23 protein-coding genes are annotated in these 26,806 nt (G+C 47.0%); 13 read left to right on the forward strand and 10 right to left on the reverse strand.

The genetic code is table 11. The features are described 5' to 3' along the window. Positions 1 to 4 precede the first annotated feature (4 nt). Both HBAL_RS06700 and HBAL_RS06705 read right to left on the reverse strand, forming a co-directional pair. Positions 5 to 883: a sulfurtransferase gene (locus tag HBAL_RS06700; RefSeq protein ID WP_015827182.1), complete on the reverse strand. Its 879-nt coding sequence runs from the start codon at positions 881 to 883 to the stop codon at positions 5 to 7. A gap of 24 nt (positions 884 to 907) precedes the next feature. Continuing rightward, positions 908 to 1,906, reverse strand: a complete 999-nt coding sequence (locus HBAL_RS06705; RefSeq protein ID WP_015827183.1) for a cysteine synthase A — start codon at positions 1,904 to 1,906, stop codon at positions 908 to 910. 184 nt (positions 1,907 to 2,090) lie between these two features. Between HBAL_RS06705 and HBAL_RS06710 the strand changes: the two genes are divergently transcribed. Continuing rightward, a complete protein-coding gene (locus HBAL_RS06710) occupies positions 2,091 to 2,834 on the forward strand; it encodes a GDSL-type esterase/lipase family protein (protein WP_041301460.1) in 744 nt (247 codons plus the stop codon). A gap of 35 nt (positions 2,835 to 2,869) precedes the next feature. Here HBAL_RS06710 and HBAL_RS06715 read toward each other — a convergent pair whose 3' ends face one another. Further along, a complete protein-coding gene (locus tag HBAL_RS06715) occupies positions 2,870 to 3,664 on the reverse strand; it encodes a S1/P1 nuclease (protein WP_015827185.1) in 795 nt (264 codons plus the stop codon). A 120-nt stretch (positions 3,665 to 3,784) separates the two neighbouring features. Between HBAL_RS06715 and recO the strand changes: the two genes are divergently transcribed. The 6 genes from recO to HBAL_RS06745 all read left to right on the forward strand — a co-directional run bounded on the left by recO (position 3,785) and on the right by HBAL_RS06745 (position 10,366). Continuing rightward, positions 3,785 to 4,678, forward strand: coding sequence for a DNA repair protein RecO (gene recO, locus HBAL_RS06720; protein WP_233356761.1), 894 nt, complete (start codon positions 3,785 to 3,787; stop codon positions 4,676 to 4,678). A gap of 18 nt (positions 4,679 to 4,696) precedes the next feature. Further along, positions 4,697 to 5,560, forward strand: coding sequence for a DUF2971 domain-containing protein (locus HBAL_RS06725; protein WP_015827187.1), 864 nt, complete (start codon positions 4,697 to 4,699; stop codon positions 5,558 to 5,560). A gap of 181 nt (positions 5,561 to 5,741) precedes the next feature. Beyond that, positions 5,742 to 7,994 (forward strand): DNA topoisomerase IV subunit A, encoded by a 2,253-nt coding sequence (parC, locus tag HBAL_RS06730; RefSeq protein WP_015827188.1) that lies wholly within the window; start codon positions 5,742 to 5,744, stop codon positions 7,992 to 7,994. 76 nt (positions 7,995 to 8,070) lie between these two features. Continuing rightward, complete coding sequence (locus HBAL_RS06735) at positions 8,071 to 8,634, forward strand: LemA family protein (protein WP_015827189.1); 564 nt, start codon at positions 8,071 to 8,073, stop codon at positions 8,632 to 8,634. Positions 8,635 to 8,734: 100 nt separating this feature from the next. Further along, a complete protein-coding gene (locus tag HBAL_RS06740) occupies positions 8,735 to 9,127 on the forward strand; it encodes a DUF423 domain-containing protein (protein WP_015827190.1) in 393 nt (130 codons plus the stop codon). Positions 9,128 to 9,265: 138 nt separating this feature from the next. Further along, positions 9,266 to 10,366, forward strand: a complete 1,101-nt coding sequence (locus HBAL_RS06745) for a histidine kinase dimerization/phosphoacceptor domain -containing protein (protein ID WP_015827191.1) — start codon at positions 9,266 to 9,268, stop codon at positions 10,364 to 10,366. A gap of 51 nt (positions 10,367 to 10,417) precedes the next feature. On the opposite strand, the gene HBAL_RS06750 is transcribed toward HBAL_RS06745, so the two are convergent. The 6 genes from HBAL_RS06750 to HBAL_RS06775 all read right to left on the reverse strand — a co-directional run bounded on the left by HBAL_RS06750 (position 10,418) and on the right by HBAL_RS06775 (position 17,558). Continuing rightward, positions 10,418 to 12,016 (reverse strand): TRAP transporter large permease, encoded by a 1,599-nt coding sequence (locus HBAL_RS06750; RefSeq protein WP_015827192.1) that lies wholly within the window; start codon positions 12,014 to 12,016, stop codon positions 10,418 to 10,420. Beyond that, complete coding sequence (locus HBAL_RS06755) at positions 12,016 to 12,672, reverse strand: TRAP transporter small permease subunit (RefSeq protein ID WP_015827193.1); 657 nt, start codon at positions 12,670 to 12,672, stop codon at positions 12,016 to 12,018. The genes HBAL_RS06750 and HBAL_RS06755 overlap by 1 nt, the downstream gene beginning before the upstream one ends. 24 nt (positions 12,673 to 12,696) lie before the next feature. Beyond that, positions 12,697 to 13,881 (reverse strand): TRAP transporter substrate-binding protein, encoded by a 1,185-nt coding sequence (locus HBAL_RS06760; protein ID WP_015827194.1) that lies wholly within the window; start codon positions 13,879 to 13,881, stop codon positions 12,697 to 12,699. A gap of 34 nt (positions 13,882 to 13,915) precedes the next feature. Next, entirely contained in the window at positions 13,916 to 14,689 is a 774-nt protein-coding gene (locus tag HBAL_RS06765) for an arginyltransferase (protein ID WP_015827195.1), read from the reverse strand. A 10-nt stretch (positions 14,690 to 14,699) separates the two neighbouring features. Next, positions 14,700 to 16,556, reverse strand: coding sequence for an SLC13 family permease (locus tag HBAL_RS06770; RefSeq protein WP_015827196.1), 1,857 nt, complete (start codon positions 16,554 to 16,556; stop codon positions 14,700 to 14,702). A gap of 90 nt (positions 16,557 to 16,646) precedes the next feature. Continuing rightward, positions 16,647 to 17,558 carry a flagellar motor protein MotB gene (locus HBAL_RS06775; RefSeq protein WP_015827197.1) on the reverse strand — a complete coding sequence of 304 codons (912 nt, stop codon included), beginning with the start codon at positions 17,556 to 17,558 and terminating at the stop codon, positions 16,647 to 16,649. 212 nt (positions 17,559 to 17,770) lie between these two features. Between HBAL_RS06775 and HBAL_RS06780 the strand changes: the two genes are divergently transcribed. From HBAL_RS06780 to HBAL_RS06805, 6 genes are all read left to right on the forward strand, one after another. Further along, positions 17,771 to 18,652, forward strand: a complete 882-nt coding sequence (locus HBAL_RS06780; protein WP_015827198.1) for an NAD(P)-dependent oxidoreductase — start codon at positions 17,771 to 17,773, stop codon at positions 18,650 to 18,652. Further along, positions 18,652 to 19,344, forward strand: coding sequence for a 6-phosphogluconolactonase (gene pgl, locus HBAL_RS06785; protein ID WP_015827199.1), 693 nt, complete (start codon positions 18,652 to 18,654; stop codon positions 19,342 to 19,344). The genes HBAL_RS06780 and pgl overlap by 1 nt, the downstream gene beginning before the upstream one ends. 427 nt (positions 19,345 to 19,771) lie before the next feature. Then, positions 19,772 to 21,709 carry a PrkA family serine protein kinase gene (locus HBAL_RS06790; protein WP_015827201.1) on the forward strand — a complete coding sequence of 646 codons (1,938 nt, stop codon included), beginning with the start codon at positions 19,772 to 19,774 and terminating at the stop codon, positions 21,707 to 21,709. Between the two features lie 6 nt (positions 21,710 to 21,715). Next, positions 21,716 to 23,014, forward strand: coding sequence for a YeaH/YhbH family protein (locus HBAL_RS06795; RefSeq protein ID WP_015827202.1), 1,299 nt, complete (start codon positions 21,716 to 21,718; stop codon positions 23,012 to 23,014). 32 nt (positions 23,015 to 23,046) lie between these two features. Continuing rightward, positions 23,047 to 24,633: a SpoVR family protein gene (locus HBAL_RS06800; RefSeq protein ID WP_015827203.1), complete on the forward strand. Its 1,587-nt coding sequence runs from the start codon at positions 23,047 to 23,049 to the stop codon at positions 24,631 to 24,633. 44 nt (positions 24,634 to 24,677) lie between these two features. Further along, positions 24,678 to 24,968 (forward strand): GIY-YIG nuclease family protein, encoded by a 291-nt coding sequence (locus tag HBAL_RS06805; RefSeq protein WP_015827204.1) that lies wholly within the window; start codon positions 24,678 to 24,680, stop codon positions 24,966 to 24,968. A gap of 656 nt (positions 24,969 to 25,624) precedes the next feature. On the opposite strand, the gene HBAL_RS06810 is transcribed toward HBAL_RS06805, so the two are convergent. Beyond that, positions 25,625 to 26,764 carry a zinc-binding dehydrogenase gene (locus HBAL_RS06810; RefSeq protein WP_015827205.1) on the reverse strand — a complete coding sequence of 380 codons (1,140 nt, stop codon included), beginning with the start codon at positions 26,762 to 26,764 and terminating at the stop codon, positions 25,625 to 25,627. Between the last annotated feature and the right edge of the window lie 42 nt (positions 26,765 to 26,806).

Below are 26,806 nucleotides of genomic sequence, written 5' to 3' on the forward strand. Positions count from 1 at the left end.
AAACCTAGCTTTCCAGATCAGCTTTTGTGTGGACTGGGCAGTATTCTGTTCCGCCCCACTCGGACCATGATCCGTCATAAACAGCGACTTCTTCTCGTCCGATAACCGCAAGACCAAGTGCTAGAATTGATGCAGTGACACCTGACCCACAGGTCGTGACGATGGGCTGATTCAAGTCCAAACCAATTTCAGTTAGGACATCAATTATGGTTTCGCTATCCTGAAAATGTCCGTCATCGCGCAGCAATGCTGAATGCGGCAAATTAAAAGCGCCGGGCATATGCCCAGATTTTAAACCGGCGCGAGGCTCAGCTGCTTCGCCAAGAAAACGCGCTGAATTGCGGGCATCAATGATTTGCTTGTTTTGTTTCGTCACATGGGCGCGCATCTCTTCAAGATTTGCGACGAGGGAAGCGTTTAAGTTTGCTTGATACACACCTGAATGCGGTTTGCGTATAGGGCCTTGTTCAAAGCCGCCATTCACGTCTTTCCATGCTTGCAAACCACCATTAAGGACAGCGACATTTGTGTGACCCATTGCGCGAAAGGTCCACCATACACGCGCTGAGGCGATCCAATTATTTTGGTCATACACAATAACCGCATCATCATTGGAAATGCCAAGCGCAGACATCTCGGCACTAAAATGAATGGGATTGGGCAACATATGGGGCAGGTCACTGCTTCCATCTGCGATTTCATCCAGTGAGAAAAACACAGCATCAGGAATATGGCAGTCTTCAAATAATTGCTCACCCGATTTTTCAGGATTCAGGAATGGAAGCATATATGTTGCATCCACTATTTTAAGGCCTTTACGCCCCCAGTTGGTTTTGAGCCATTGGGCAGATACAAGCGGTGAGTCAAAGTGTATTTCGGTCATTGTAAAATCCCTTAGAAATCCACTCTACATCCAAGGTGGAGTTGGTAGGCCTTTTTCTTTCAAAAACACAGGATTGTACATTTTTGACTGATAGCGATTTCCATAGTCACATAGCATTGTCACGATGGTTTTTCCCGGTCCCATGCTTTTTGCTAGCTCGATAGCACCGGCTATATTGATACCTGCAGAACCACCCAGACACATGCCTTCATTTATCGTAAGATCATAAAGAATTTCCAGCGCCACTTCATCCGTGATGCGAAAAGCGTCATCGAGTTCAAGACCTTCTAGGTTTGCCGTGATCCGTCCTTGTCCAATACCTTCGGTAATGGATGTGCCTTCAGATTTGAGTTCACCATTTTTATAGTAACCATAAAGGGCTGCACCGCCTGGATCAGCTAGGGCACATTGGATGTCTTTATTGCGATCCTTTAAGGCCATAGCGACACCAGCAATTGTTCCACCCGAACCGGCTGCACAGATAAATCCGTCAACTTGACCTTCAGTCTGTTGCCAGATTTCAGGGCCGGTAGTGTCTATGTGAGCTTGGCGGTTAGCGATATTATCAAATTGGTTGGCCCAGATAACGCTCTTGTCAGATTTGCTCGCTTCTTCTTCAGCAAGTCGACGAGAATAGTGGATATAGTTGTTTGGATTTTTGTAGGGCACCGCATCCACTTCAACCAATTGAGCACCAAGGAGGCGGATAGCATCCTTTTTTTCTTGACTTTGTGTGCGTGGCATTACAATTTTTGTTTTATAACCCAATGCGTTAGCGACAAGAGTTAAACCAATACCTGTATTTCCCGCTGTGCCTTCAATAATGGTCCCGCCGGGCTTAAGAGATCCATCTGCTTCGGCTGCACGGATAATTGAAAGTGCTGCACGATCTTTCACGGACTGGCCCGGATTTAAAAATTCTGCCTTTCCTAATATCGTGCAACCGGTCAATTCAGATGCTTTGCGAAGCTTGATGAGCGGTGTGTTGCCAATGGCATCGACGATATTGGTGTGAATAGGCATGAATGCAGGCTCCTGCAGAAGGAATGAAATTGTGACTCTGTCAATTTAATAACAGAGCGTGTAGGCATCAAGGTGAGAAGAGGCAACTAGATTGTTTAGTATCAGTAAAGTATGAAACTGAACGCGATCTAGAGGGAAGGTTGAGTTGGTTAAAAGAAATAGTCAAATAGCTATAGCTATATTTATGATGCTAGGCGGTGTTTCATGTACAAGGGAAACGCTGGAAAGCCCGACTCCGCAAAAAACAAGTCAGATTGTCGTAGAGAAAAAAGTTGAAATTCTTCCCGTTGAAAGTGCTGGCATTGAAGTATGGGAAGGTTTCCCCAGTGATGGCAAAAAGCATGTTGCGCGGCGCCTCAAAGAAATAGACAAACTCGCGCCGGCAAATTCGGGTGTATTATTCCTTGGCGATAGCATCACTGAATTAGCACCATTGGACGTATTATTCCCCGAAGTTGAAACCATCAATTATGGTGTAAGCTGGGATGTTACTGACGGTGTTTTACTGCGCACATCTCAGATATGGAAAAACAAACCCGACCGTTTATTCATAAAAATAGGCACAAATGATTTGTATTTCGGCCATGATAGTCAGCATATTGCTGAGAATATCGGGTTGATTGTCGATCAGACATATTGGCATCTTCCGCAGACAGAAATTTTCGTGCTGTCCATATTGCCGCGCGGCGTTGGGCTAGCCAATGAAGTTAAGGCCGCCAACGCAGCCATTGAAGATATGCTTCAATACAAAGACGTGAAATATCTAGATATTTATCACGGGTTTGACGATGGCAATGGCGTCATGATCACAGAATATTCAGATGATTCTCTGCATTTGAATGAAGCTGGATATGCAAGATATGCCCAGTTGATTTCAGACTGCGTGACAACAGGCTGCAAACCACCCGTAAAAAAAGAGACTTACTAAAAGCACAGTCTCTTTTTCCTTTGGTGATTGTTGTTTTACTCTCCGAAAATTTCGTTGAGATATGCCGCAAGACGTACGCCTGATTGGCTCAAACGTTGGCGCATGACAGGGCGGTGGTCATATATATATTGCCAAGACAAATCAGTTTCGCCGTCTTTAGGATAGATGCTAGGGCGAATTTCCTTGCTCTCAGCAATCCATACAGACGGATCTGCATTATACCATTCTTGCGCCAATTCAGGTGTCATTTTACGGTCTAACCAGTGCGCCATTTCTGTATAAGAAAGTTCTTCATCTTGAACGAGTTTTTCATCCCAGATTTCATGCAGGTTTGATGCTTCACCCTTAAACATGATTTCCACTTTATTGCCGCCCCAGTCATCTCCTTTGCCGACATGCAGAGGTTGGTGTAGATCACTGACAATGTGGATCACCATGATCAGGGCAAGGCGCAATTCTTCAGCGCTAGATTCGTTATTTTGCAGAACAGCTTTAAAGCGCTCAAGACCCGTAAATGCATCGCCCTGTTTTGGGGCGCCGGCTTCTGCATATGTTTGTTCGTCTGGTACAGTCACAAAATGAAGCGGAAAGGCTTCGCGCTTGAAAAATTCATCATCACTGGAGCGCATATAATCAGGCCAAGTTGACACTTCAGCCATGTCTTCAACACCGAGAATCGCTTCCACAGCAACTTTTGCCTGATCGCTAAGATAACCTTCCGCAATCTCACCCGTCACGCGGTGGCCCAATTTGCCCCATGCATGTGCCGGAAGGCTGAATGAGCTTGCAGCAATACAAGCGGAGATGGCGGCTGAAATAAGTAAACGCATGAGCTGACCTTAAAACCAATTTGAATGTTTGCGAAAAACCTATGCGGATAGGGCTATAAAAAGCAATCCAAATCGACAAACTTCATCAATCCTTTGCAAAACGACCTTGCGAAATCCGCAATGCAGCTTAACCATATCCATATGGCAGAATGGTCCGATACAGCAATATCTCTTGGTGCACGCACATTTGGTGAAACAGATGTGATCCTTGATGTGTTCACGCCCAGCCGTGGTCGCACGCGCGGGCTTGTCTATGGCGGTATCTCGCAAAAAAAACGTCCAATGATTGAAGCGGGCAACACTATAGATGTGCAATGGAAAGCCAAAACCGAATCCAGCCTTGGTCATTTTTCTGTGGCTGATGCCATAAATCAACGCGCCGCCCGCTGCATGATAGACCCTTTGGCGCTGGCTGGTCTATCTGCGGTCACATCCATTTTACGCGATGGCTTGCCAGAAGGTGAGGCCAAAGATGGGCTGTACGAAGCCACAGAAACACTCCTCGATGTCATGGGCGAGCCGGATATTTGGCCAGCTATTTTCATCAAATGGGAATTGGGGTTTCTACAGCAAATGGGCTATGGGCTTAATCTAGAGACATGCGTTATCTCTGGTGCCAATGACGGGCTCACCCATGTTAGCCCCAAATCAGGTTGCGCCGTGCGCGGATCAGAAGCTGAAGAATATATAGACAAGCTCCTCTCATTGCCGGCCTTTCTGACAGATGCAAAAGCACCGCCAAGCCCTTATGATATTGGCGCAGGATTTAAACTAACCGGCTATTTCCTCACGCGCCGCCTCTTTGCAGACATCAACCGCGACGCACCCGAAGCGCGCTATCTCATGCTGGAACGCTTGGAAAAATCAGGCCGAATTTTACACACAAAAGAACAAGTACAAACAGCCCCAAAACCAACTGCGACAGCCCAAGGTAATTATATGGGTGCCAAACCCAATGTGCCCGAACACAAAAAGGTCGGCCGCCATATAAGACAGCCTATGAATCGGAAGTAGGGGGATGATTTGCTAAAGATGAAACCTTTGCACACCGACAACCTGTTATTTGGTGCTAAAAAAGAGCTTAGTCTTCTTTATCATTACACCAAAGCTGAAATATTTAATGACTTCATTGCTCCAAGCATGAAGTTAAAAATGAACTCCTTAGATAAAATGAATGATCCGAGGGAGAGCACAACTTGGGAATTTGATTGGTTGAACCCGATAAACGATGAGTTTTTGAAAGGTAGTGCGCGCCTGAACGATGATATACGGACTTATTCAAGGTTAACTTCATTTTGCCGAGATGAACTTCATTCTCTGTCAGATGGAGAGCTAGACCATTTTGATGTTACCTACAAACGTGGGTTTTCTAGGCCTCGTATGTGGGCTCAATACGGAGGAGACCATTCCGGTGTATGTTTGGTGTTCGATACACAAAAATTGTTGAGGAACTTTAAGGCTTTTGGTGTCAAACAAAATTTAAGGTTGATCGATGGTAAAGTTGAGTATGCCAATCGAAAACCTAATGGTAATATAGCGCGACAGAATGCTTTCACTATTGACGGCACAGAATATAGAAATTTGTCGCGCTATGACTATGCTCAATATCATGTTGAGAAACATTATCGAGAACTACTGTTTACAAAACATCTCGATTGGCGGGATGAAAATGAGTACCGGATCATGCTGTATGGACAATCGAAAGATCCGATTTTCGTTCCATTCTTTGATGCACTTAAATATGTTGTTCTCGGCTCAAAGTGTGAGGGGCAAACAAGAGAAAAAATTGTAGACTTTTGCTGTTCCACAAGTATCAATGCTGCCTATTTAAAATGGAAGAATGGTTATCCAGAACCTTTGCCGCTTGTCCTTGATGGTCAGCGGTGGTTTCGATAGATTGAGAAACAATTTCGCCACTCATATTTACTCAGCGCTTCGTAAATGGGATTTTGTTGCATCCATCCACTCACAACATCCACCCTTAACCACTCTTGGCGGTTGGAACAATTCGTCTTAGACAATATGGTTAAGAATCAAAACACCCAAATCAAATCAGAAGACAAGCGTAAGATCCTCCATGAGCGATGAATTCAAGACTGATGACCAAGACAATGGTATAATCGAAGAACCCATGTCAGATGCGCTTTCCAAGCGCTACCTTGCTTATGCTTTGTCAACCATCACGTCTCGTGCCTTGCCGGATGTGCGCGATGGGCTAAAGCCTGTTCACCGCCGTTTGATGTATGCCATGCGCTTGCTGAAGCTAAACCCAGAATTGGCGTTTAAAAAGTCTGCGCGTGTGGTTGGGGATGTGATTGGTAAATACCACCCCCACGGTGATGCTTCCATTTATGATGCGCTTGTGCGTTTGGCTCAAGATTTCAACGTGCGTTATCCGCTTGTGGATGGGCAGGGCAATTTTGGGAATATTGACGGCGATAGCGCAGCCGCCATGCGTTATACAGAATCGCGTCTAACACCTGCCGCCCAGCTATTGCTTGAAGGGCTGGATGAAAACGCGGTAGATTTTAAAGAGACTTATGATGGCGGCGATAAAGAGCCGGTTGTCTTGGCGTCTGGTTTCCCAAATTTATTGTGTAATGGTTCATCTGGTATTGCTGTGGGGATGGCGACCAGCATTCCGCCACACAATGCAGCTGAAACCATTGATGCATGTATCCATTTGATCGAAAACAAAAGCGCGACAACTGCTGACCTTGTTAAAATCATGCCGGGTCCAGATTTTCCAACGGGCGGTGAAATCGTTGAGGACGAAGACAGCATTCTCAAAGCCTATGAAACAGGGCGCGGCGGTTTCCGTATGCGCTGTAAATGGGAAAAAGAAGATTTGCCTCGCGGCCTTTGGCAGATCGTTGTCACCGAAATTCCTTATCAGGTGCAAAAATCCAAACTCATCGAACGTCTTGCTGAACTAATCGAGACCAAAAAAGCACCGCTTCTTGATGATGTGATGGATGAAAGCGCCGAAGACATTCGCGTTGTGCTTGTGCCGCGCAACAAGCTGGTTGATCCAGATGTTTTGATGGCCAGCTTGTATAAAATGTCAGACCTAGAATCGCGCTTCTCGCTCAACATGAATGTGCTGGACCATAATGTGCCGCGCGTGATGGGCTTGAAGCAGGTGCTTCAATGTTATTTGGCTCACCGTCAGGAAGTGATTGTGCGCCGCGCCCAGCACCGCCTCGATAAAATCGAAGCGCGTCTGCACATTCTTGAAGGGTATTTAAAAGCCTATCTCAACATTGATGAAGTGATCCGCATCATCCGTTATGAAGATCACCCAAAAGAAGAATTGATGAAGGCGTTCAAGCTCTCTGAAATTCAAACTGATGCTATCCTCAATATGCGTTTGCGGGCATTGCGCAAACTTGAAGAAATCGAAATCCAAGGCGAGCACGACAAGCTGACTCAAGAGCGCGACAAGCTCGTGCAGCTTATCGGTTCTGAAGCGCGCCAATGGACGGAAGTGAAACGCCAGTTAAAAATCGCGCGTGAGGTGTTTGATCCAGAGTCTGACCTTGGTCGCCGCCGCTCCAAATTTGGCGTTGCCGTTGAGATTGATGCCGACGCGGCGCTTGAGGCCATGATCCCTAAAGAGCCGATCACAGTTATCCTCTCCAAAATGGGTTGGATACGTGCGCTTAAAGGGCACAATCAGGCGATGGATAAACTCAAATTCAAAGACGGAGATGAACTCGCATTCACGTTGGAATGTCAGACGACAGATAAAGTTGTGTTGTTGGCATCGGGCGGTAAAGCATTCACATTCGCGGCAGATAAATTGCCAAGCGGGCGCGGTCATGGTGAACCGATCAGACTCTCCATTGATTTACCAGAAGATGAAGAGATAATCGCCACTATCACACCAAAAACTGGATACAGACGTGTTGTTGCATCCACAGCAGGTTATGGTTTTGTCGTGAATGAAGAAGAACTCGTCTCACAAAAACGCGGCGGCAAAGTGATACAAAACCCACCCGATGGCGCGACTTTTGCGTTCTGCCCGCGTGTTGAAGGCGACATGGTGGCCGTTATTGGCGACAATAAGAAAATCCTGTTTTTCCCGCTTGAAGAACTCCCAGAAATGGCGCGCGGTAAAGGCGTGAAGCTTCAAAATTACAAACAAAGCGGACTTATCAATGAACAACTCATGGATATCTGCACATTTGATTCTGAAGATGGTTTCTTCTGGAAAGATACAGGTGGCCGCAATATCTCGCTCAATGAGTGGCGTGATTGGCTTGGAAAACGCGCAGCAGCAGGTAAATTAGCGCCTAAAGGCTTTAACCGCACTGGAAAATTCAGTTAGGCTTTTGCACTGTTTGCAATTTGTGTTTAGAGTTTTCCCTAATGAATAAGTGTTTCATATCTGAGGGGAAAACACGATGATGCCATTATATATCGCCTTGGGCGTAATTGCGCTGATCGTCATATATCTGATCGCGCTTTACAACGGTCTTGTCGCTAAGCGCCAGCAATGCAATGAGTCCTTTTCTGGCATAGATGTGCAGTTGAAATTGCGCCAAAACCTCGTGCCAAACCTTGTTGACACTGTGAAGGGTTATGCTTCCCACGAGCAGGAAACACTTGATCAGGTTATTTCAGCAAGAAACTCTGCGATCGCCGCAAATGGTCCAGCCGAAGCCAGCGCTGCTGAAGGTATGCTAAGTGGCGCTTTGGGGAAATTGTTTGCATTATCTGAAGCTTATCCAGACTTAAAAGCCAATACAAACTTCCTTCAGCTTCAAAACGAGCTATCTCAAATTGAAGACAAAATCGCTGCAGCGCGCCGTTTCTACAACTCTGCGGTTGGTGATTTCAACACAGCGATAGAGCAATTTCCTGCTGTTATGCTTGCTGGTGGGTGGGGCTTTAGTAAACGTGAATTCTTCGACCTAGGCGAAGAAACACGCGCAGACCTTTCAGTCGTCCCTGAAGTGAAATTCTAGTTTGTAGAAATTAAGAATATAAAAGTGAAGTTTTCGGCCACAAATCTTCTCCGCATTATATTATAAGAGAGGCGAGCAAGTTGATCTTGCTTGGAAAAATATGAGCCGATACACATGCTTTAAAGTCGCTGCTTTATTCGCGTTCCTTGCTGTGATGCTAGGAGCGTTTGGTGCGCATGGATTGCGTGGTTTGCTGGACGAGCGCCATTTGGCCACGTTTGAAACAGGCGTGCGCTATCAGTTTTATCATGCTGTTGGACTGTTTATCATAGGTTTTCTGATCACCTTAAATCAGGGCGTAAAATGGCTGGGTTATGCTAGTTATTTTCTAAGCGGCGGTATTATATTGTTCTCTGGTTCACTCTATTTGCTGGCATGTAACCAAATCATCGACATACCCGCTTGGGTTGGTCCAATAACGCCGCTAGGTGGCTTGTGCCTTATGATAGGCTGGGGCTGCGTGTTTATATCTCAATTTAGCATCAAGGCTTGATGGCATATAAGGCATCAGGGGCGCTCAAGTGTTAACGAAAGCTGAGATAAAATAAGGGATTGCCGCATCGAAATTGGTTGGCTACTCTCAAATATATCAATGCCAAACGTATTGCGTACTTATTTCCGGAAGACATGAATGATTGCAGACTCGCATCCAAAACAGGCTGAACGCCTTGTTGCGCTAAGAAGTTACGGTATTCTGGATACCCCGCGGGAAGCTGACTTTGACGATATTGTTGAACTCGCGTCTACCGTTTGTGAAACTGCTATCTCAGTGGTTAATTTGATTGATGCTGATCGGCAATGGTTTAAAGCTGAGGTCGGTTTGGGTGTCCGGGAAACGCCTTTGGAAACATCAATTTGTTCCCATATTATCCTTGAAGATGATTTCGTCGAAATTCCAGATACGCTCAAAGATAATCGAACAGGCGACAACCCCTTATGCCTAAGCGATCAAGGATTGCGATTTTATGCAGGCGCATTGCTCAAAACATCTGAAGGATTACCAATCGGCACTTTGTGCGTCCTTGACCATGAGCCGCGTCGATTGAATGATTTCCAGAAAAAGACACTCAATACATTGGCCAAGCAAGTCATGCGTGAACTCGAATTGCGTATGGCATTGGAAGAACAAGAAGTTTTACGACGTGAGATGGATCATCGCGTTAAAAACTCTCTTCAAACAGTGGCTTCGCTTGTCAGGCTCTATAAATCAAAAGGCCATCCAGAAAGTGCGGAAGCATTTGATGCGGTAGCACGCAAAGTAGAGGCGATCTCTCTTCTGCATGAAGAATTACATCAAACAACCAGCAATGAAATGGTGCCGATGAAGCGCTTTATTCAAAAGGTTGTTGATTTACTTCAAAAGTCAGCACCTGCGAATGTGACAGTTGAGTTTGCGGGTGATGCATTGGAAATGAAGTCCGAGGATGCATCCGGAATCGCGATGATTGTTAGTGAGTTTGTTGCCAATTCCATAAAACATGCGTTTCCCGATGATCGAGAAGGCGTTATCAAAATTACACTTCACATTGACGGCGTCGCCGGATGGCGGCTCGCATGTCATGATGATGGCGTCGGTTCAGCCCATGAAAATACCTCCACCAGCAAGGTTGAGGGCTTGGGTTTGAAATTAATAAATGCTGTCGTTTCAAAAATGCATGCGCAAACAACCCGCGGTGCTGATGCAGATGGCTATCATATGACGATTGTTTCAAATCCGATTATTGAAAGCTAAATATTGAATTTTGGGTTGGCTCATTCCTAAAGTTGGGAATGCTTCTATCCCTCATATTAAAGCGGTCACTAATTGTGGAATAAACACCACAGCTAGCAGTGCAATAATTTGCAATCCGATAAATGGGATAGCGCCGCGCCAAATATCTGGCGTGTCTATTTCTGGCGGAGCTGCCCCTTTGAGATAAAACAGCGCAAATCCAAATGGCGGCGTTAGGAAACTGGTTTGCAAGTTCATCGCCATAAGAATGGCCAACCAGACTGGGTCCGCGCCTAGCATAATCAGGGGCGGTGCAACCAGCGGCACGATAATGAAGGTGATTTCAAGAAAATCCAGAAAGAAGCCCATGAGGAACATGACGAGCATTGTCACGGCGAGGGCACCCCACATACCGCCTGGAATATTTATCAATAAATGCTCTATGAATTCATCACCGCCAAGACCGCGAAATACGATAGAGAATAAGCCAGCACATATGAGTATGAGGAATATCATAGAGGTAATCTGAGCGGCGCTATTAAAAGAGGTCTGGAGTTTTTGACTGCTTCCCAGCGTGAATAAAGAAGCAAATGTTCCAGCGCCTATCAAACCGCATATGAGGGCAGCGTAAATCTTGCCCAACAATGAGCTGCTGAAGAACAGGCTTGGTGGCGCATCTTCGGGTAAGTTTCCTAACCAGCCAAGCTTTAATCCCCAAACCGTTAGAATGAGAAGAATAAGCGCAAAAGCCCCCGCTATACTTATTACCATAAATGGAGATGTTTTTTCATCATCCAGTCGGATACGAATACCGGCCAGTATTATCGCTCCAATAGCGCCAACAGCTGCGGCTTCTGTGGGAGAGGTGAACCCACCAAGAATAGACCCAAGCACTGCAATGATGAGTGTTATTGGTGCGATGAAAGAAAAAGCCGTGCGTGCAACAGAAGGGATGTCCTGATCTTGATCAATATCTATGTTTTGAGAGCGCGCTGGCATGGATGCCGGGTTTTTAATGGCAATAAACGCCAAATAGGCAAGATAAAGTCCGACAAGCAGCATTCCGGGTAATAGCGCACCGGTGAACAAATCACCCGCACTGACAGGTGAGGGCGGCTGCCCCATTGCTTGGCGAGCTTCGGCATTCGCATTCGATACAGTATCAGCTAGCACAATCAAAACAATAGAAGGCGGGATGATCTGACCAAGCGTCCCAGAAGCGGCAATCGTGCCGGCTGCAATGCGTTTGTCATAGCCTTGCCTGAGCATGCTGGGCAGGGCGATCAAAGTCATTGTGACCACTGTTGCGCCGACAATCCCTGTGGATGCGGCTAGCAAAGCGCCGACTATTACAACAGCATAGCCAAGTCCGCCGCGCACTCCTGAGAGCAATCGCCCTGTTGCAATGAGAAGATCTTCTGCGACCCGGGACTTTTCCAAGATTACGCCCATAATCACAAAGAGCGGCACCGCAGCAAGCACTTGATTACTCATATTTCCAAGGATACGGCTCGGCCAGAATATCAATGCACGTGGTTCAAACACGTCAAAGGCGACGCCAAGTGCGGCAAATGCGAGTGCAATGCCCCCTAGTGTCAAAGCGACCTGATAACCGGCAAGCAATGCTATGAAAGCAGCCGCAAACATGAGTATGTGAAGATAATCAGCCATTAATTATCTCCTGTGTCAGTCGTTTTAAGGCTTGGAATGTCTTTTAGAATCCCAACTGCTTTGGTTGCATTCGCCCACCCTTGCAGCGTCATCGTTACGGCAAAAACAGGCACCAAAGTCTTGAAGAGGAAAAGAAGCGGTAAACCATCGGGTTCGGTTGATAATTCCATTCGACCAGACAAGGCACCCCATGCTCTGGCTAACTGAGGCTCATAGGAATCTAGGATCAAAATCATAAGCGGAAATAAAAATAGATATGTCCCTACCAGATCTACAATAGCCCGCTGTTTTTTAGTGAAGTTTGCGTAAAAAATGTCAACGCGTACATGACCGCCAGAATTGAGCGCGCCAGCCGATGCAAACATGAAACAAGTGGCAAACGCATATATCCATATATCTTTTAGCCAACTGAAACTCAGGCCGAAAACATAGCGCATCAAGACGGCGGTCAGCATGCCAGCGGCCATGATAAAGCCTGCCCAACCCGCAATGTTCAGCATGGCTTTGCTCAGTCCATCAATAAGCTGAACCATACCTTTAAACTTGTCTCCAAAGTGAGGAAAAGCCAGCAAAAGCAATGGAACCAGCAGGACTGGTGACAGAACAAGGCCTACATAATGTAGGCCTTTCCCAAGGAGAAGTGCGGTATCGGACACGAATTAATTCTGAGCGTTAGCTCATTATCCTTTGGAGCGTGAGTTTAAGAAAGGACCATCTGCGACACTGCCCCATAAGGCATTTGCAGAAAGTGCTTTTTCAAAGCTCTCATAGATTTTTTTCTCAAGACCGCCGCCGCTACCGGCTTGCGCACGCACGTCTTTGGAGATTTCGTCTATGCGGTTGAGAACTTCAGGAGAGAATGTGCGTAGCTTTACATTATGCTCTTGCGTGAGTGTCTGTAGGCTTATGGAATTATTGTATGTAAATTCACCTAATGACAAATGGTTAGCTTCATTACATGCAACTCTAACTGCCTGTTGCTGCCTCGGTGTGAGGCTGTCCCATACTTTACGGTTCATACCACATGAGAGTGATGAGCCGGGCTCATGAAAGCCGGGGCCATAATAATATTCGGCCTGTTGATAGAAGCCCAAAGCAAGATCATTCCAAGGGCCAATCCATTCTGTCGCGTCTATTTGACCTGTTTGAAGCGCTTGATAAATTTCACCGCCAGCAAGTGTTTCAGCAGCTCCGCCCAATTCGCGAATAACTTGACCGCCAAGGCCGGGAATACGCATTTTAAGGCCTTTAAAGTCCTCAAGCGTGTTGACTTCCTTGCGAAACCATCCGCCCATTTGCTGTCCAGTATTTGCGCCTTGAAATGCAATAACGCCGTATTGGCCGGACAATTCTTCCCATAATTCTTGACCGCCACCAAAATCAATCCAACCCATAATTTCATTTGCGGTCATGCCCATTGGGACAGCTGTGAAAAAGTTGAATGCTTTGGATTTAGATTGCCAATAATATTCAGCACCGTGATACATGTCGGCTGCGCCGGAAGCGACATCGTCAAAAGCTTGAAGTGCGGGAGACAATTCGCCTGCTCCATACACTTTAATATCTAATTCGCCCTCAGTGAGTTCTTTTGTCCGTGCGGCGAGACGTTGAGCCGCAGTAAACAAGCCGGGTAATCCTTTGGGCCATGTTGTGACCATTGTAAGTGTGCGTTTTTTTCTAACAACTGCCGGTGCTTGCACATCATCTTTAGCGGCGGCGTTATTGCTTTCTCCACATGCGGCGAGTGCAGTGGCAGCAAGGCCGAATCCAACTCCGCCAAGAATGCCGCGCCGTGTTGACGCCATTGCTGAGCTATTTGCATTTGCTACATTATTGTTTTCTGTAGTCTTTGTTGAATCAGTCATGCGATTCCTCCCGTTTTATATCAATGAATACGTGCTAGCATTCATCGTCAAGCAGTGGACGCCAAACATCGCCTTCACAGACCTCTAAAGGTTTGTAATTGCTTTTATATCCCATTTTTTCGGAGTTTTTGACCCAATACCCCAGATAGACATATGGTAAATCCAGTTCTTGGGCGAGGCGAATATGGTCGAGCACCATAAATGTACCAAGTCCACGTGCTTTTTCATCTGGGGAATAAAAAGAGTAAACCATGGAAAGGCCGTCTCTAAGAACATCAGAAAGGGATGTCCCTGTTAGAATGCCATCATCGGAAGCATACATAGCGGGCTGTCTGTATTCAAAAACAACAGTTCTGACAGGGCTGGCATCGACCATTCCGATATAGTCACGCATGCTCATATCATTCATGCCGCCATTGTCATGACGCGAATTTAGATATCTTTTCATCAACCTAAATTGCTCATTACTTGCTGTTTTGGGACATGGCGTTCTGGCAAGGTCATCATTTTTTGATAAGACACGCCGCCAGCGTTTGGACCATTTAAATTGACGCACATCAATACGTACAGATTTACACTGCTGACAGGCCACACAAGCTGGTCGATAGGCGATAATCTGAGATCGACGAAAACCAACACGCGTTAGAGAGTCATTCAATTCAACTGAATTTGTCCCAGTTAAATTAGCAAAAATCTTCCGTTCTTTTCTGTCAGGCAGATACGGGCAAGGCTGCGAAGTCGTAATATGAAATCGCACGCTGCGCGCCACGTCTGGCGGAATAAAAAAGGTGTTATCGTGTTCTTTCATTTGGAGCCCATTATGCTCCGCTTAAGTCAAATTGCCAGCCCGCAATAAAGGTAAATACAATCCAAATTAATAAAACAAGCGGCGTTCCGAACTTGACATAATCTCCAAAGCGATAATGGCCCGGTCCCATCACCAATAAATTTGTCTGATAGGCAATCGGAGTCGCAAATGCACAATTGGATGCATAAATAACGGTGAGCACAAAAGGTGTCGGATCGAGATTGAGCTGGCGTGCTGTTGCAATGGCTATCGGCGTAAAGATAATCGCGGTCGCTGAATTTGAGAGTAGGTTCGTGACGAGCGCGATAGTAATGAACAAAATCGATAATATGGCGAGGGGGCCGTACGGCGCTGCAATGTCTACTGCTTTTTGAGCAACGAAATCGGCTGCTCCAGTGGCCTCTAGAGAGGCACCCATAGCGAGAGCTGCTCCAATAAGTAGGAATATGCGTAAATCTAAAGCCCGCGCAGCTTGGCGAACATTTAAACAACCAAAACTTATCATTGCGACAGCTCCCAATAATGAGGCGTGCAATATGTTGAGAAGACCTGTTGCTGCAAAGATAACGACGGCAAGAGCGATTAAACGCGCATAAATAGCTTTTGTCAGGTCTGGAAGGTCTGTGCGAGACCAATCCAAAAGGAGTAGATCGCGGTCCGTACGCATTTCGTCAAAGGCTTGTCGCGTGCCACATAGTAATAATGTGTCACCCGACTCCAGTCTAATTTCACCAAGGCGTGCGCGAATCATTCTTGAACGACGTTGAACACCCATAACCACAGCATCGCTGCGATTAGCATATCCCATTTGATCAATTGTTCTGGATATCAGACGAGACCCTGGTGATACGACAGCTTCTGACAATGAAAGCGGCGGTGGATTACCTGAGGCTTCATCATATTTCTCAAAACCACTGCGCCATATAGACCGTAGAAGTTTGGGTCTTCTTGATAAAACCTCTGTTAGAGATTTGCGAGTCGCTGCGACAATGATCAAATCCCCTGGCTTTAACGTAAGGTCCTCAAAAGGGGGTAGAATAGTGTCTTGACCGCGTTGGACCATGCGCACTGTCATATTGGGCAGATCTGGGAACATGCCGGCGACAGATTGTTTGCCTTCCATCGGGTGATCATGAGTAACTTCTATCTGCGCGATAAATTGCTTACCCGTACCTTTGTTGGAGCTTTCTCCCTCTGCTTCTCTACTCGGGAGCAAAATAGGGGCGAAAATTATTATGTAGGTAAGACCAACAGCCGCCAACATTAGCCCGACAGGGGTGAGTTCAAAAAAGCCTAATTCGCGTCCTTCCAGACGTAATAGGCTCTCGGCTGCAAGGAGGTTGGTCGAAGATCCAATAAGTGTGGTCATACCTGCAAGAACGGAGACAAAGCTTAATGGAATGAGAAGTTTGGAAGGGGCTGCTCCAGTGCGTCCAGCAATGGCGCTCATAATCGGCAGAAACATCACAACGACGGGCGTGTTGTTGACGAAAGCGGATGTAACAAAAACAGCCATAAATGCCGCGACCAGCGTTAATCTGGGGGCAACGGCATATGATTTTAACAATCGTTGCGAGGGGCCATCTAAGGCCCCGGTCTGAAACATACCTTGCCCGACAACTAGCAAAGCCATGATTGTTACAAGAGCAGCATTTCCAAATCCATTTAGGAGCAATTCAGGTGGGATTGGTTTCCCATCTGCTCCAACGGCAAATGGCATTGCAAACAAAAAGAGCAAACCCGTGACGATTCCAACAGAGACAAGCTCCATCGAAATGCGTTCATACATATAGAAACCTATGGCTAGAACCACGACACCAAGGCTTATCCACATGGTTAAGGCAGATGTAATCTGAGTTAGGAGCATATTTATCCCAATTGCCTCTCGAGCAGATCAATAGCTCGCAGGACACTAAAAGCCTCTACAAAATAAATGTCTAGTAAGTCGTGAGGCTTATTATAGAGAATGGTTGCTTGGAAGCACAGGAGATTCTCTCAATAGGACGATTGAAATTCGACGATTTCCTGGCAAGTCAGGGTCGTCTGGATAAAGAGGCTCTGAGCCAGCCTTTCCCGAGACTTGATAAATGCGATCAGCATCTAGACCTGAACTTTCTAGAATACTGCGGGCTGAATTGGCGCGATCAGAAGATAATTGCCAATTAGAATAACCCTCTACGCCTGTGGGAAGGTCGCCTGTGTGACCAGAAATTGATACACGATTTGGCAATTTCATAATCACTTGAGACACGGCTGCCAGAATTTTTTCTGCGCGGGGCAGTGGTTTTGCTGATGCAGCAGCAAACATGGCGCGGCCTTCTTGATCGACGATCTGAATGCGCATGCCTTCAGGTGTTTGGTCAATCACGAGGTGTTTGGAAAGCGCAGCAAGGTCAGGCATGTCTTGCATAGCTTGTCTTAAGCTCTGTTCGGCGCGCTCAAATTCTGCTTGTTCACGCATGGCAATGGCTTTGCTCATCGCACTTTGAGAAACTTCTTTGCTTTTATTTGTTTCGTTTGACGGTGTTCCAGCATTTTTTGTCGAGGTTCGGCGTTTGGAAGCTGTTTGCTTGCTCTCTGGCATTGGACGATTGGTTCCACCCGAACGCGCTCCATCATCCTGAAAGCTTGTCCCGCCCAGCATACCGTCAGATCCTTGCCGTGATTTTGAAACGCTTGCAGGCGCGAAATAGTCAGCAATACCGCGTTTCTGGTCCGGTGATGTGGTGTTGATCAGCCACATGAGCAGGAAAAACGCCATCATCGCTGTCACGAAGTCAGCATAGGCCACTTTCCAGGCACCACCATGATGGCCGCCACCTGAAACTTTTTTGACCTTCTTGATAACGATGGGTCTGTTGTCAGCCATGCGTTTTGTCTCTCACCTCGTCAAAATGCGTGTATTTAGGGAAATTAGGCAATTATGGTTAAGGCGAAGTGCATGAATTAGGTGGAATAGACAAAAAATAGTGAGAAATAGTATCAAAATACTATCGACTCCATTGAGCCTAGCTCTGGTAAAAATGCTGAACTTGTCATGATATACTGTCGAAATAGTGCTGATTTATTGGAGGTTATGTGATGACAAAGTGTGCATTTTTGGGGTTAGGCGTCATGGGTGGACCTATGGCGGGATGGCTCGCCACAAAAGGTCATTCTGTGACCGTCTGGAATAGATCCATCACCAAAGCAGATGCGTGGGCGTTAAAATATAAAGGCCTTGCTTGTGCAACACCGCTAGATGCAATTCAGGATGCAGAGTTTGTCATGATGTGTCTGGGAGATGACCCTGATGTGGACGCGGTGTTTGAGCAAATCGAAACCGGCATCAAGCCGGGCATGATTGTGATTGATCACACAACAACATCCGCAGACCTTGCAAAGAGGATATCCGATAAATGTTCAGCTAAAGGCGCTCATTTTATTGATGGTCCAGTTTCTGGCGGTGAAGCAGGCGCGGTGAATGGAAAGCTGACGGTTATGGCAGGCGCTGATCAAGCTGTGTTTGAAAAAGTCGTTCCAGTGATGCAAGCCTATGCCGCTACGATTACGCGCATTGGCGAGGTTGGCACTGGTCAGCTAGCAAAATCAGTCAATCAGATTTGTATTGCAGGTGTGCTGCAAGGCTTGGCCGAAGGGCTGCACTTTGCCATGAAGCATGACCTTGATACAGATCAAGTTCTTAAAGCGGTTTCAGGTGGATCAGCTCAGTCTTGGCAGATGGAAAATCGCGGCAAGACAATGGTTGCCGGCGAATATGAATTTGGATTCGCCGTGGATTGGTTGCGCAAAGATCTTCGTATTGCGTTGGATGCTGCTCGTAAATCGGGTGCGAGCTTGCCTGTCACGGCTGTGATTGATCAATTTTATTCTGATGTGCAGAAAAAGGGTGGTGGACGTTGGGATAGCTCCAGTCTATTGACGCGTCTCAATACTGATAGCGATATCATAAAGGACAAATAATGAGCTTCGAAATTTTTGAAAACAAAATAGACCTTGTCGAACGTGCTTATGAAATCGTTTATGAAGCACTTGATGTCGGTCTCGCTCAGAATGGAAGCGCAAGTTTGATGTGTTCGGGCGGATCTACACCCGGTCCATTGTATGAGCAGCTTTCAAGCTCAGACTTGGATTGGTCAAACATCAATGTTGGTCTCGTGGATGATCGATGGGTTGCGCCAGATCATGATCGTTCCAATGAGAAATTGCTTCGCAATACGCTATTGAAGAATGCAGGGGCTGCGGCGCGTTTTTTTCCTATGTATGTTGAAGGTAAAAGCGCAAAAGAGGCCGTAGACCAGCGCGGTGAAGAATTTGCGACAATCTCGCTGCCATTGGATGTGGTTATCTTGGGGATGGGGCCAGATGGTCATTCATTGTCTTGGTTTCCCAATGCAGACGGTCTTGCTGAGGCGACAGATCCAGATAATGAATCGCTTATTGCTGCTGTTATGGCCAATCGCTCAAAAGTGACGGGTGATGAGCTAGAACGCATGACACTGACCTATAAAGCCATCGCGCAATCCAGCACCGTTATTTTGATGATGACAGGCGCTGATAAACGCGAAGTCTTTGAAAGTGATGATCAATCCCTTCCGATAAAAACCCTACAAAAAGCTGCTGGTGACCGCCTCATCGTGCTTTGGGCTGCTTAGTTCCAATGACCAAATAGCGAGCAGATGCGTGTCATTTATCACGCATTTGCCGCAAATTTGGCATCAAAACTGCATTAATTTATTCCATATTTAACGAAACTATCCCACACTTTCATACAGTGTGGTGGAAGTTTTGTCTTAAAATCTGGCTCTAGTGTCCGGACGATTTCGCACGTCTATCGCGACCTATCCCCCTGATCACAACCTTGTAACATATGCTTTTTTCGCTTTGGAAATTTGCATTTTGCCCTCATGATTCAGACGTAACGAGTTTTGTCTGAACAGGAGGCGTCATGCCGAAAGTGCTTCAGGTTGGAACTTCCGGGCCTTTTGGGTCTGGTCGAAACATTACCCGCCTTAGAGGGCGACGGTCTCGTTACCATACAACCCAAATTCAAAATCTAACTCTAATGACGGAGCGAACAGCATGAGCGAACTTTTTGACTCTTACACACGCGCCTTTGAAGCCCGTCGCGAAACAGTTATGAGCCTCCAAGACTATCTGGAGGGCTGCAAAAGCGACCCATTAATGTATGCCGGACCACATGAGAGATTACTGGCGGCCATTGGTGAGCCAGAAATGGTGGATACTTCCAAAGACCCGCGTTTGGGTCGAATATTTATGAATAGAACTATCCGCGTTTACCCAGCCTTTAAAGAATTTTACGGCATGGAAGAAACCATTGAACGCATTGTGGCGTTTTTCCGCCAAGGTGCGCAGGGTTTAGAAGAACGCAAACAGATCCTTTATCTCCTTGGCCCTGTGGGGGGTGGTAAATCCTCATTGGCTGAACGCGTAAAATCATTGATGGAAGAAAATCCAGTTTACGTGTTGAAAGCAGGCGATGATGTGTCACCGATTTTTGAAAGTCCGCTTGGACTTTTCGAAGCCGATACCTATGGCGAACAGCTTGAAAAAGAATACAATATTCCCAAACGTCGTTTAAATGGCTTGATGAGCCCTTGGGCTTTAAAACGCCTCGATGAATTTGGCGGTGATATCACCAAATTTAAAGTCGCTAAGCTAATGCCATCGCGTTTGCGTCAGGTGGCGATCGCTAAAACTGAGCCGGGTGATGAAAACAACCAAGATGTGTCTTCCTTGGTCGGAAAGGTGGATATTCGCCAGCTGGAGTTCCACTCACAAGATGACCCAGATGCATATTCATATTCAGGTGGTTTGAACCGCGCCAATCAAGGTGTGCTTGAATTTGTTGAGATGTTTAAAGCACCCATCAAAATGCTGCACCCTTTGCTGACTGCCACCCAAGAAAGCAATTATGTGGGGTCTGAAAATATCGGCGCGATACCCTATACCGGTATTGTGATGGCGCACTCCAATGAAAGCGAGTGGAAATCCTTTAAAAACAACAAAACCAATGAAGCCTTTATCGACCGTATCTATGTGATCAAAGTGCCTTATTGTTTGCGCGTTGAAGAAGAGGTGAAAATCTACGAAAAACTTGTGGCCAGTTCCGAACTTTCCGAAGCGCCATGTGCACCCGGAACGCTTGAAATGCTGGCGCAGTGTTCCGTGCTTTCGCGTTTGAAATCTCACGAAAATTCAACGCCATATGCAAAAATGCGCGTTTATGACGGCGATAGCTTAAAAGATGTCGACCCTAAAGCGCGCACCATGCAAGAATATAAGGATGTTGCCGGTGTTGACGAGGGGATGAATGGCATCTCCACACGGTTTGCTTTCAAGGCTCTATCAGCGACCTTCAACCATGACACAGAAGAAGTGGCGGCTGATCCCGTCCACCTTATGTATGTGCTGGAACAATCCATAAAACGAGAGCAATTTCCCGAAGAAGTCGAGAGCGCATATCTAAGCTATATCAAAGGTGAGCTAGCGCCGCGTTATGCCGAATTTATCGGCCATGAAATCCAAAAAGCCTATCTTGAAAGCTATCATGATTATGGGCAAAACCTGTTTGATCGCTATGTCGATTACGCAGATGCATGGATTGAAGATCAGGACTTTAAAGACCCTGATACCGGTCAATTATTAGATCGCGAATCACTCAACCAAGAGCTTTCTAAAATTGAGAAACCAGCCGGAATTGCCAACCCGAAAGACTTCAGAAATGAAGTGGTGAAATTCTCATTGCGGACACGTGCGAATAATTCAGGCGAGAACCCAAGCTGGACCTCCTATGAGAAAATCCGAGAAGTGATCGAGCGGCGTATGTTTGCGCAGGTTGAAGAATTGCTTCCGGTTATTTCTTTTGGTTCCAAAAAAGACTCTGACAGCGAGAAAAAGCACGACGAGTTTGTCGATCGCATGATCGAGCGCGGATATACAGGACGTCAGGTTAGACGACTTGTCGAATGGTATATGCGCGTCAGACAGGCGGGGTAGTCGCACATGCACATTATTGACCGACGACGTGAAGGGGGCAAAAGCCTTACCAACCGACAACGGTTTTTAAAGCGTTCAAAAGCGCTTGTAAAAAAAGCAGTAAAAGATGCCTCCAGTGGGCGCTCTATCAAAGATGCAGGCAAGGGCGGGGATATTATTATCCCCGCTGACGGCGTCCACGAACCGTCTTTGCGCAAAGGACGAGAAGGCGGTCGGCGCGAACGTGTCATGCCGGGAAATAAGGAATTTCTCGAAGGTGACCGCATTGAACGCCCTGAAGATGGGCAAGGACGGGGCAATAAAGCATCTGATTCAGGTGAGGGCGAGGATGACTACACATTCAACCTGTCCAGCGAAGAATTTATGGAGCTTTTCCTAGAAGACCTTGAATTGCCAGATTTGGCAAAGCGTCAGGTAATGGGTGTTGAAGATGTGATCCCTGAACGCGCTGGATTTCAATCTGCTGGCTCACCTTCAGCCATTGCGATTGGCCGGACAATGCGCAATTCCATGTCGCGGCGGGTGGCGTTGCGCCGCCCACGTGATGAGGAGATCGAGGCTGCCCAATCAGCAATTGCAAAACTGATCACTGATGAAGCGCCCGCCGCTAAAATCAAAACAGCTGAGGAAAAACTCGCCACGCTAAATCGGCGCCGTAAATTTATTCCCTTCATTGATCCTTTGGATGTGAAATATCGCAGGTTTGAAGGGGTTCCTCAGCCTGTCGCGCGCGCTGTGATGTTCTGTTTGATGGATGTGTCTGGGTCTATGGATGACCACATGAAAGATTTAGCCAAGCGTTTTTACAGCCTGCTCTATCTATTCCTGAAAACACGCTATAGCCGCGTGGAAGTGGTGTTTATCCGTCATACGCATGAAGCAAAAGAAGTCGACGAGCAGACATTCTTCTATAGCCGAGAAAGCGGCGGCACGATCGTCTCTACAGCTTTAGATCAGATGTTTGACATCATCCGTGAGCGCTATCCTGCCGATCAATGGAATATCTATGCAGCACAGGCATCTGATGGTGATAATCTGCCGTCGGATAACCTGAAAACAATCACCATGTTGCAAGATACAATTCTGCCGCTCTGCCAATATTACGCCTATCTGGAAGTTGGCAATGAGGATCAACAACGCTTTCGTATGTCGGGTGATGATGAGACGGGCTTATGGCGCGCATATCATCATCTCGTTGAATCGGGCGGCGCGGTCGAGATGCGAAAAGTAAAGCATAGGCGGGAGATTTTCCCTGTATTCGCCGAGCTATTTAAAAAACGTGAAACGGCCAAAGCATCCGCGTAAATTAATGAAAACCAGAAAGTGTGAGGCATGACATGACCACACAAACAAAGACAAAAAAGAAGAAACAAAAACCCCAACCTATCGCGGGTGAAAACCTGCTGTTTACGGGTGCAGACTGGGATGCCCCGCTGATCGATAAAGTTTATAATGCCATCGAAGACATCGCGATTGGCGAGATGAAGCTTGATCCCTATCCCAGCCAGATCGAAGTCATCACATCTGAGCAAATGCTCGATGCCTATGCCTCCACAGGCATGCCGTTATTTTATCATCATTGGAGCTTTGGCAAGCAATACGCCTATAATGAGAGCATGTATCGCAAAGGTTTTCAGGGCTTAGCTTATGAAATCGTGATCAATTCCGATCCGTGTGTGTGCTATATTATGGAAGAAAACTCCGCCACCATGCAGACATTGGTGATCGCGCACGCAGCCTTTGGGCATTCGCATTTCTTCAAGAATAATTATGTCTTCCAGCAATGGACGGATGCAAGCGGCATTATTGATTATCTGGCCTTTGCCAAAGCCTATATTGCCAAATGCGAAGATAAATACGGACCTGATGCCGTCGAGCGGATGATTGATGCCGCCCATGCCCTGCAATCACATGGCATTCATCGCTATCCCAAAAAACGCCAAGCTAGCCTGGCCGAAGAAGCCGACCGTGAGCGCGTGCGCCGCGAGCATGGCGAAGCCCTGTTCAATGATTTATGGCGCACAGTCCCCGAAGGCGAAGAAAAGAAGGTCAGCCCCGATGAGGCAATGCTCGCCAAACAGCGTGAAATCCTTGGCTTACCCGAAGAAAACATATTGTATTTCTTGGAAAAAACAGCGCCCAAACTTGCCCCTTGGCAGCGCGAAATCATCCGCATTGTTCGCCTCATCGCGCAGTATTTCTATCCCCAACGCCAGACCAAAATGATGAATGAGGGCTGCGCCACCTATACCCATCATCGCATCATGACGCGCCTTCACGAAAAAGGGCAAATCTCAGACGGTCAGTTTATGGAATTTCTGCATTCGCATTCCGGCGTGGTGATGCAGCCCGACTTTGACGATCGCCGCTTTAACGGCATCAATCCTTATGCGCTGGGCTTTGCCATGTGTGAGGATATTGAGCGCATATGTAATGAACCAAGCCAAGAAGATTTGGAATGGTTTCCCGATATTGCCGGCAAGGGCAATCATATGGATGTGCTCAAAGATATCTGGGCCAATTTCCGCGATGAAAGCTTTGTGCTGCAATTTTTATCGCCCCACCTTATCCGAAAAATGGGCCTATTTCATATCGTCGATGATAGTGATGAAGAGGAAATTGAAGTTGCGGCCATCCATGATGAGCGCGGCTATCTAAAAGTGCGCAGGGCGCTCTCGCGTGATTATGATGTCTCGCGATCAGACGCCAATATCCAAGTCTCAGACGTAGACCTCGCCGGCGATCGCTGTCTAAACCTCACCCATTATGTCTCTGAAGGCGTCCTCTTGGATGAGAATGACACATGGCGCGTCTTGCGACACCTCGCCAACCTCTGGGGCTATCCCGTCTCCCTCAAAGAAGTCGACCCCGACGGCAAAATCATGGAAATGTATGAGTTAGAACCAGAAGATGCGATGGGGTAGAGAGTGGCGCTCCTCTGCTAAGGGAGTATGCATAGGGGGGAAGTATGACATACGCGCTGTATATTATGGCATCTAAGCCATATGGAACGCTCTATATTGGTGTTACCAATTCTTTGCAGCGGCGTATTTGGGAACATAAACAAGGCATTGGCTGCACGTTCACGGCCAAACACAATATCAAAACTTTCGTGTGGTTTGAAATGTTCGATAACATCGAAACAGCCATCGCACAGGAAAAACGCATGAAAAAGTGGAAGCGTGATTGGAAAATTAATTTGATCGAACGCAATAATCCCCATTGGCAGGATTTGTTTGACTCTATTGGGCATTCCTGAGCGGACCTTCCACGGATATGGTTTTGCTTTTTGTTCCTGCCAGTATAGTGCTTGTTTAGCTTGCAAGCTTCTCCACTGTCATTCCGGTTTCGAGACTTGTCGAGAAGACCGGAACCCATGTTTCAGCAATAGGAATGTTGATGGATAGGCCCCGCAATAAATGCGGGGTGACAACTCCAGATCACACGGAAAAGGCAAGAGTAAACCGAACTGTTTAAAAGCGGTTTCTTTTCAATCTTATCCCATCCCACACAAAGCCCTTCATAATCCTTGCTATCCATCTCATGAGGGCGGCGCGCGACCTAGTGTCGGGGTGGAGGAGTGAACTTGCCAAACCAGTCTTTGCAGGGGTGTAAAGATATAGGTGGCGGGGCCGGAGAGAGGACCATGAAGTCCACGAGGCTATGCCTGCCTCTCCTAGCAGTCTTGGAATAGACGAAAATCACTCTACGAGGCGTGCTTTCGGGCCGCATTATCAGCTGACCAGCTTGGGTCAGCACACTTTAGCTGCCAGAATGTGCGCCTCGCGCCGTTATCGGCAAAGCAATCCTTTATACCTTCGCATGCAGCGCATGGCGGGGATATTTTTGTAGCCAAAGAAAAGGCCGCAACACATATGTGCAGCGGCCTTAAATTGTTACGCTTTAGCGCTGAAGCTAGATTGGCATTTGCGGGCAAACGAGGAATTTCTCGCCTGTTTTTTTGGCGTCATAGCGGCGCACAGTGTCGGCATCTAGCATATCTGTCAGCGAGAGTTCATCCGTATATGAACTTGCAAATGTAGTTGTCAGTTCTTTGGCCACGCGAGAACGTAAACGTACAGCAACCTCCATGCCGGCTTTAGCAAGGAAGTTTGGCAATAACCAGCCGCCCACGCCCCATGCCATGCCGTATCCGCGTGATAATGTGGTTTGGGATGTGTCTAGGCCGCCATAAAGGTAAACTTGCTTATGCTTTACTGACCCGTAAATGCTGTAAGCGCCCGGTGTGCGGGCGGCGGCAGCTTCCATTGCTGATAGGATGTTGGAGGCAAGATGTCCGCCGCCTGTCGCATCAAAAGCCAGTGTTGCGCCCGTTTCGTGAATCGCATCCACAAGATCTTTCATGAAAGTATCTTTGCTGGAATTGATGATGTATTTTGCGCCTAGATCACGCAGGATTTGCTCTTGCTCATCCTTGCGCACAATATTGACGAGTTCGACACCATCCGCCTGACAGATGCGGTTTAGCATTTGCCCAAGGTTTGATGCGGCGGCTGTGTGAACCAAAGCTGTGTGGCCTTCCATACGCATGGTCTCAACCATGGACAGGGCGGTGAGCGGATTTACAAAGCTTGATGCGCCTTCTTTGGCTGTATTGCCTTCAAGAAGGGGTAAGCAGTTCATGGCGTCAACGATTTGATATTGCGCATACATGCCGCCGCCCATTGCGGCGACTGTCTTGCCCATCAGGCTTTGCGCATAATCGCTTGCTCCCGCAGCGACGACAACGCCCGCGCCTTCATTTCCGATTGGCAGCGCCTGATCAATACGGGCTTTGAGAGCTGGCATGATTTGCGGCGCGATTGGTGCTGTTAGCACGCGGTCTGCTCCATCGCCCGTTGAACTTGCTTTTGAACTATCAGACAGGCCAAGCATCACTGCTATATCAGAAGGGTTGATCGGTGTGGCTTCAATGCGAATAACGACCTGATTATCTTTTGGGGTCGGCATTTCTTTTTCAACGAGGTTCATCTTAAGCTCGCCGTCAGCTGTAACTGTTGAACGCATTTGAAGATAGTTAGATGGTAGTGACATGATTACTCCCCATGTTTGGCTTGATTGCTGCACCTCATCGGG

This window comes from Hirschia baltica ATCC 49814, assembly GCF_000023785.1.
In the GTDB taxonomy this organism is placed as follows: domain Bacteria; phylum Pseudomonadota; class Alphaproteobacteria; order Caulobacterales; family Hyphomonadaceae; genus Hirschia; species Hirschia baltica.

Excerpts from the sequence above, each read along its gene's own strand:
- HBAL_RS06700 (WP_015827182.1), bottom strand. The coding sequence starts at position 883 with ATGACCGAAATACACTTTGACTCACCGCTTGTATCTGCCCAATGGCTC.
- HBAL_RS06705 (WP_015827183.1), bottom strand. The coding sequence starts at position 1,906 with ATGCCTATTCACACCAATATCGTCGATGCCATTGGCAACACACCGCTC.
- HBAL_RS06710 (WP_041301460.1), top strand. The coding sequence starts at position 2,091 with ATGATGCTAGGCGGTGTTTCATGTACAAGGGAAACGCTGGAAAGCCCG.
- HBAL_RS06715 (WP_015827185.1), bottom strand. The coding sequence starts at position 3,664 with ATGCGTTTACTTATTTCAGCCGCCATCTCCGCTTGTATTGCTGCAAGC.
- recO (WP_233356761.1), top strand. The coding sequence starts at position 3,785 with ATGCAGCTTAACCATATCCATATGGCAGAATGGTCCGATACAGCAATA.
- HBAL_RS06725 (WP_015827187.1), top strand. The coding sequence starts at position 4,697 with ATGAAACCTTTGCACACCGACAACCTGTTATTTGGTGCTAAAAAAGAG.
- parC (WP_015827188.1), top strand. The coding sequence starts at position 5,742 with ATGAGCGATGAATTCAAGACTGATGACCAAGACAATGGTATAATCGAA.
- HBAL_RS06735 (WP_015827189.1), top strand. The coding sequence starts at position 8,071 with ATGATGCCATTATATATCGCCTTGGGCGTAATTGCGCTGATCGTCATA.
- HBAL_RS06740 (WP_015827190.1), top strand. The coding sequence starts at position 8,735 with ATGAGCCGATACACATGCTTTAAAGTCGCTGCTTTATTCGCGTTCCTT.
- HBAL_RS06745 (WP_015827191.1), top strand. The coding sequence starts at position 9,266 with ATGATTGCAGACTCGCATCCAAAACAGGCTGAACGCCTTGTTGCGCTA.
- HBAL_RS06750 (WP_015827192.1), bottom strand. The coding sequence starts at position 12,016 with ATGGCTGATTATCTTCACATACTCATGTTTGCGGCTGCTTTCATAGCA.
- HBAL_RS06760 (WP_015827194.1), bottom strand. The coding sequence starts at position 13,881 with ATGACTGATTCAACAAAGACTACAGAAAACAATAATGTAGCAAATGCA.
- HBAL_RS06765 (WP_015827195.1), bottom strand. The coding sequence starts at position 14,689 with ATGAAAGAACACGATAACACCTTTTTTATTCCGCCAGACGTGGCGCGC.
- HBAL_RS06770 (WP_015827196.1), bottom strand. The coding sequence starts at position 16,556 with ATGCTCCTAACTCAGATTACATCTGCCTTAACCATGTGGATAAGCCTT.
- HBAL_RS06775 (WP_015827197.1), bottom strand. The coding sequence starts at position 17,558 with ATGGCTGACAACAGACCCATCGTTATCAAGAAGGTCAAAAAAGTTTCA.
- HBAL_RS06780 (WP_015827198.1), top strand. The coding sequence starts at position 17,771 with ATGACAAAGTGTGCATTTTTGGGGTTAGGCGTCATGGGTGGACCTATG.
- pgl (WP_015827199.1), top strand. The coding sequence starts at position 18,652 with ATGAGCTTCGAAATTTTTGAAAACAAAATAGACCTTGTCGAACGTGCT.
- HBAL_RS06790 (WP_015827201.1), top strand. The coding sequence starts at position 19,772 with ATGAGCGAACTTTTTGACTCTTACACACGCGCCTTTGAAGCCCGTCGC.
- HBAL_RS06795 (WP_015827202.1), top strand. The coding sequence starts at position 21,716 with ATGCACATTATTGACCGACGACGTGAAGGGGGCAAAAGCCTTACCAAC.
- HBAL_RS06800 (WP_015827203.1), top strand. The coding sequence starts at position 23,047 with ATGACCACACAAACAAAGACAAAAAAGAAGAAACAAAAACCCCAACCT.
- HBAL_RS06805 (WP_015827204.1), top strand. The coding sequence starts at position 24,678 with ATGACATACGCGCTGTATATTATGGCATCTAAGCCATATGGAACGCTC.
- HBAL_RS06810 (WP_015827205.1), bottom strand. The coding sequence starts at position 26,764 with ATGTCACTACCATCTAACTATCTTCAAATGCGTTCAACAGTTACAGCT.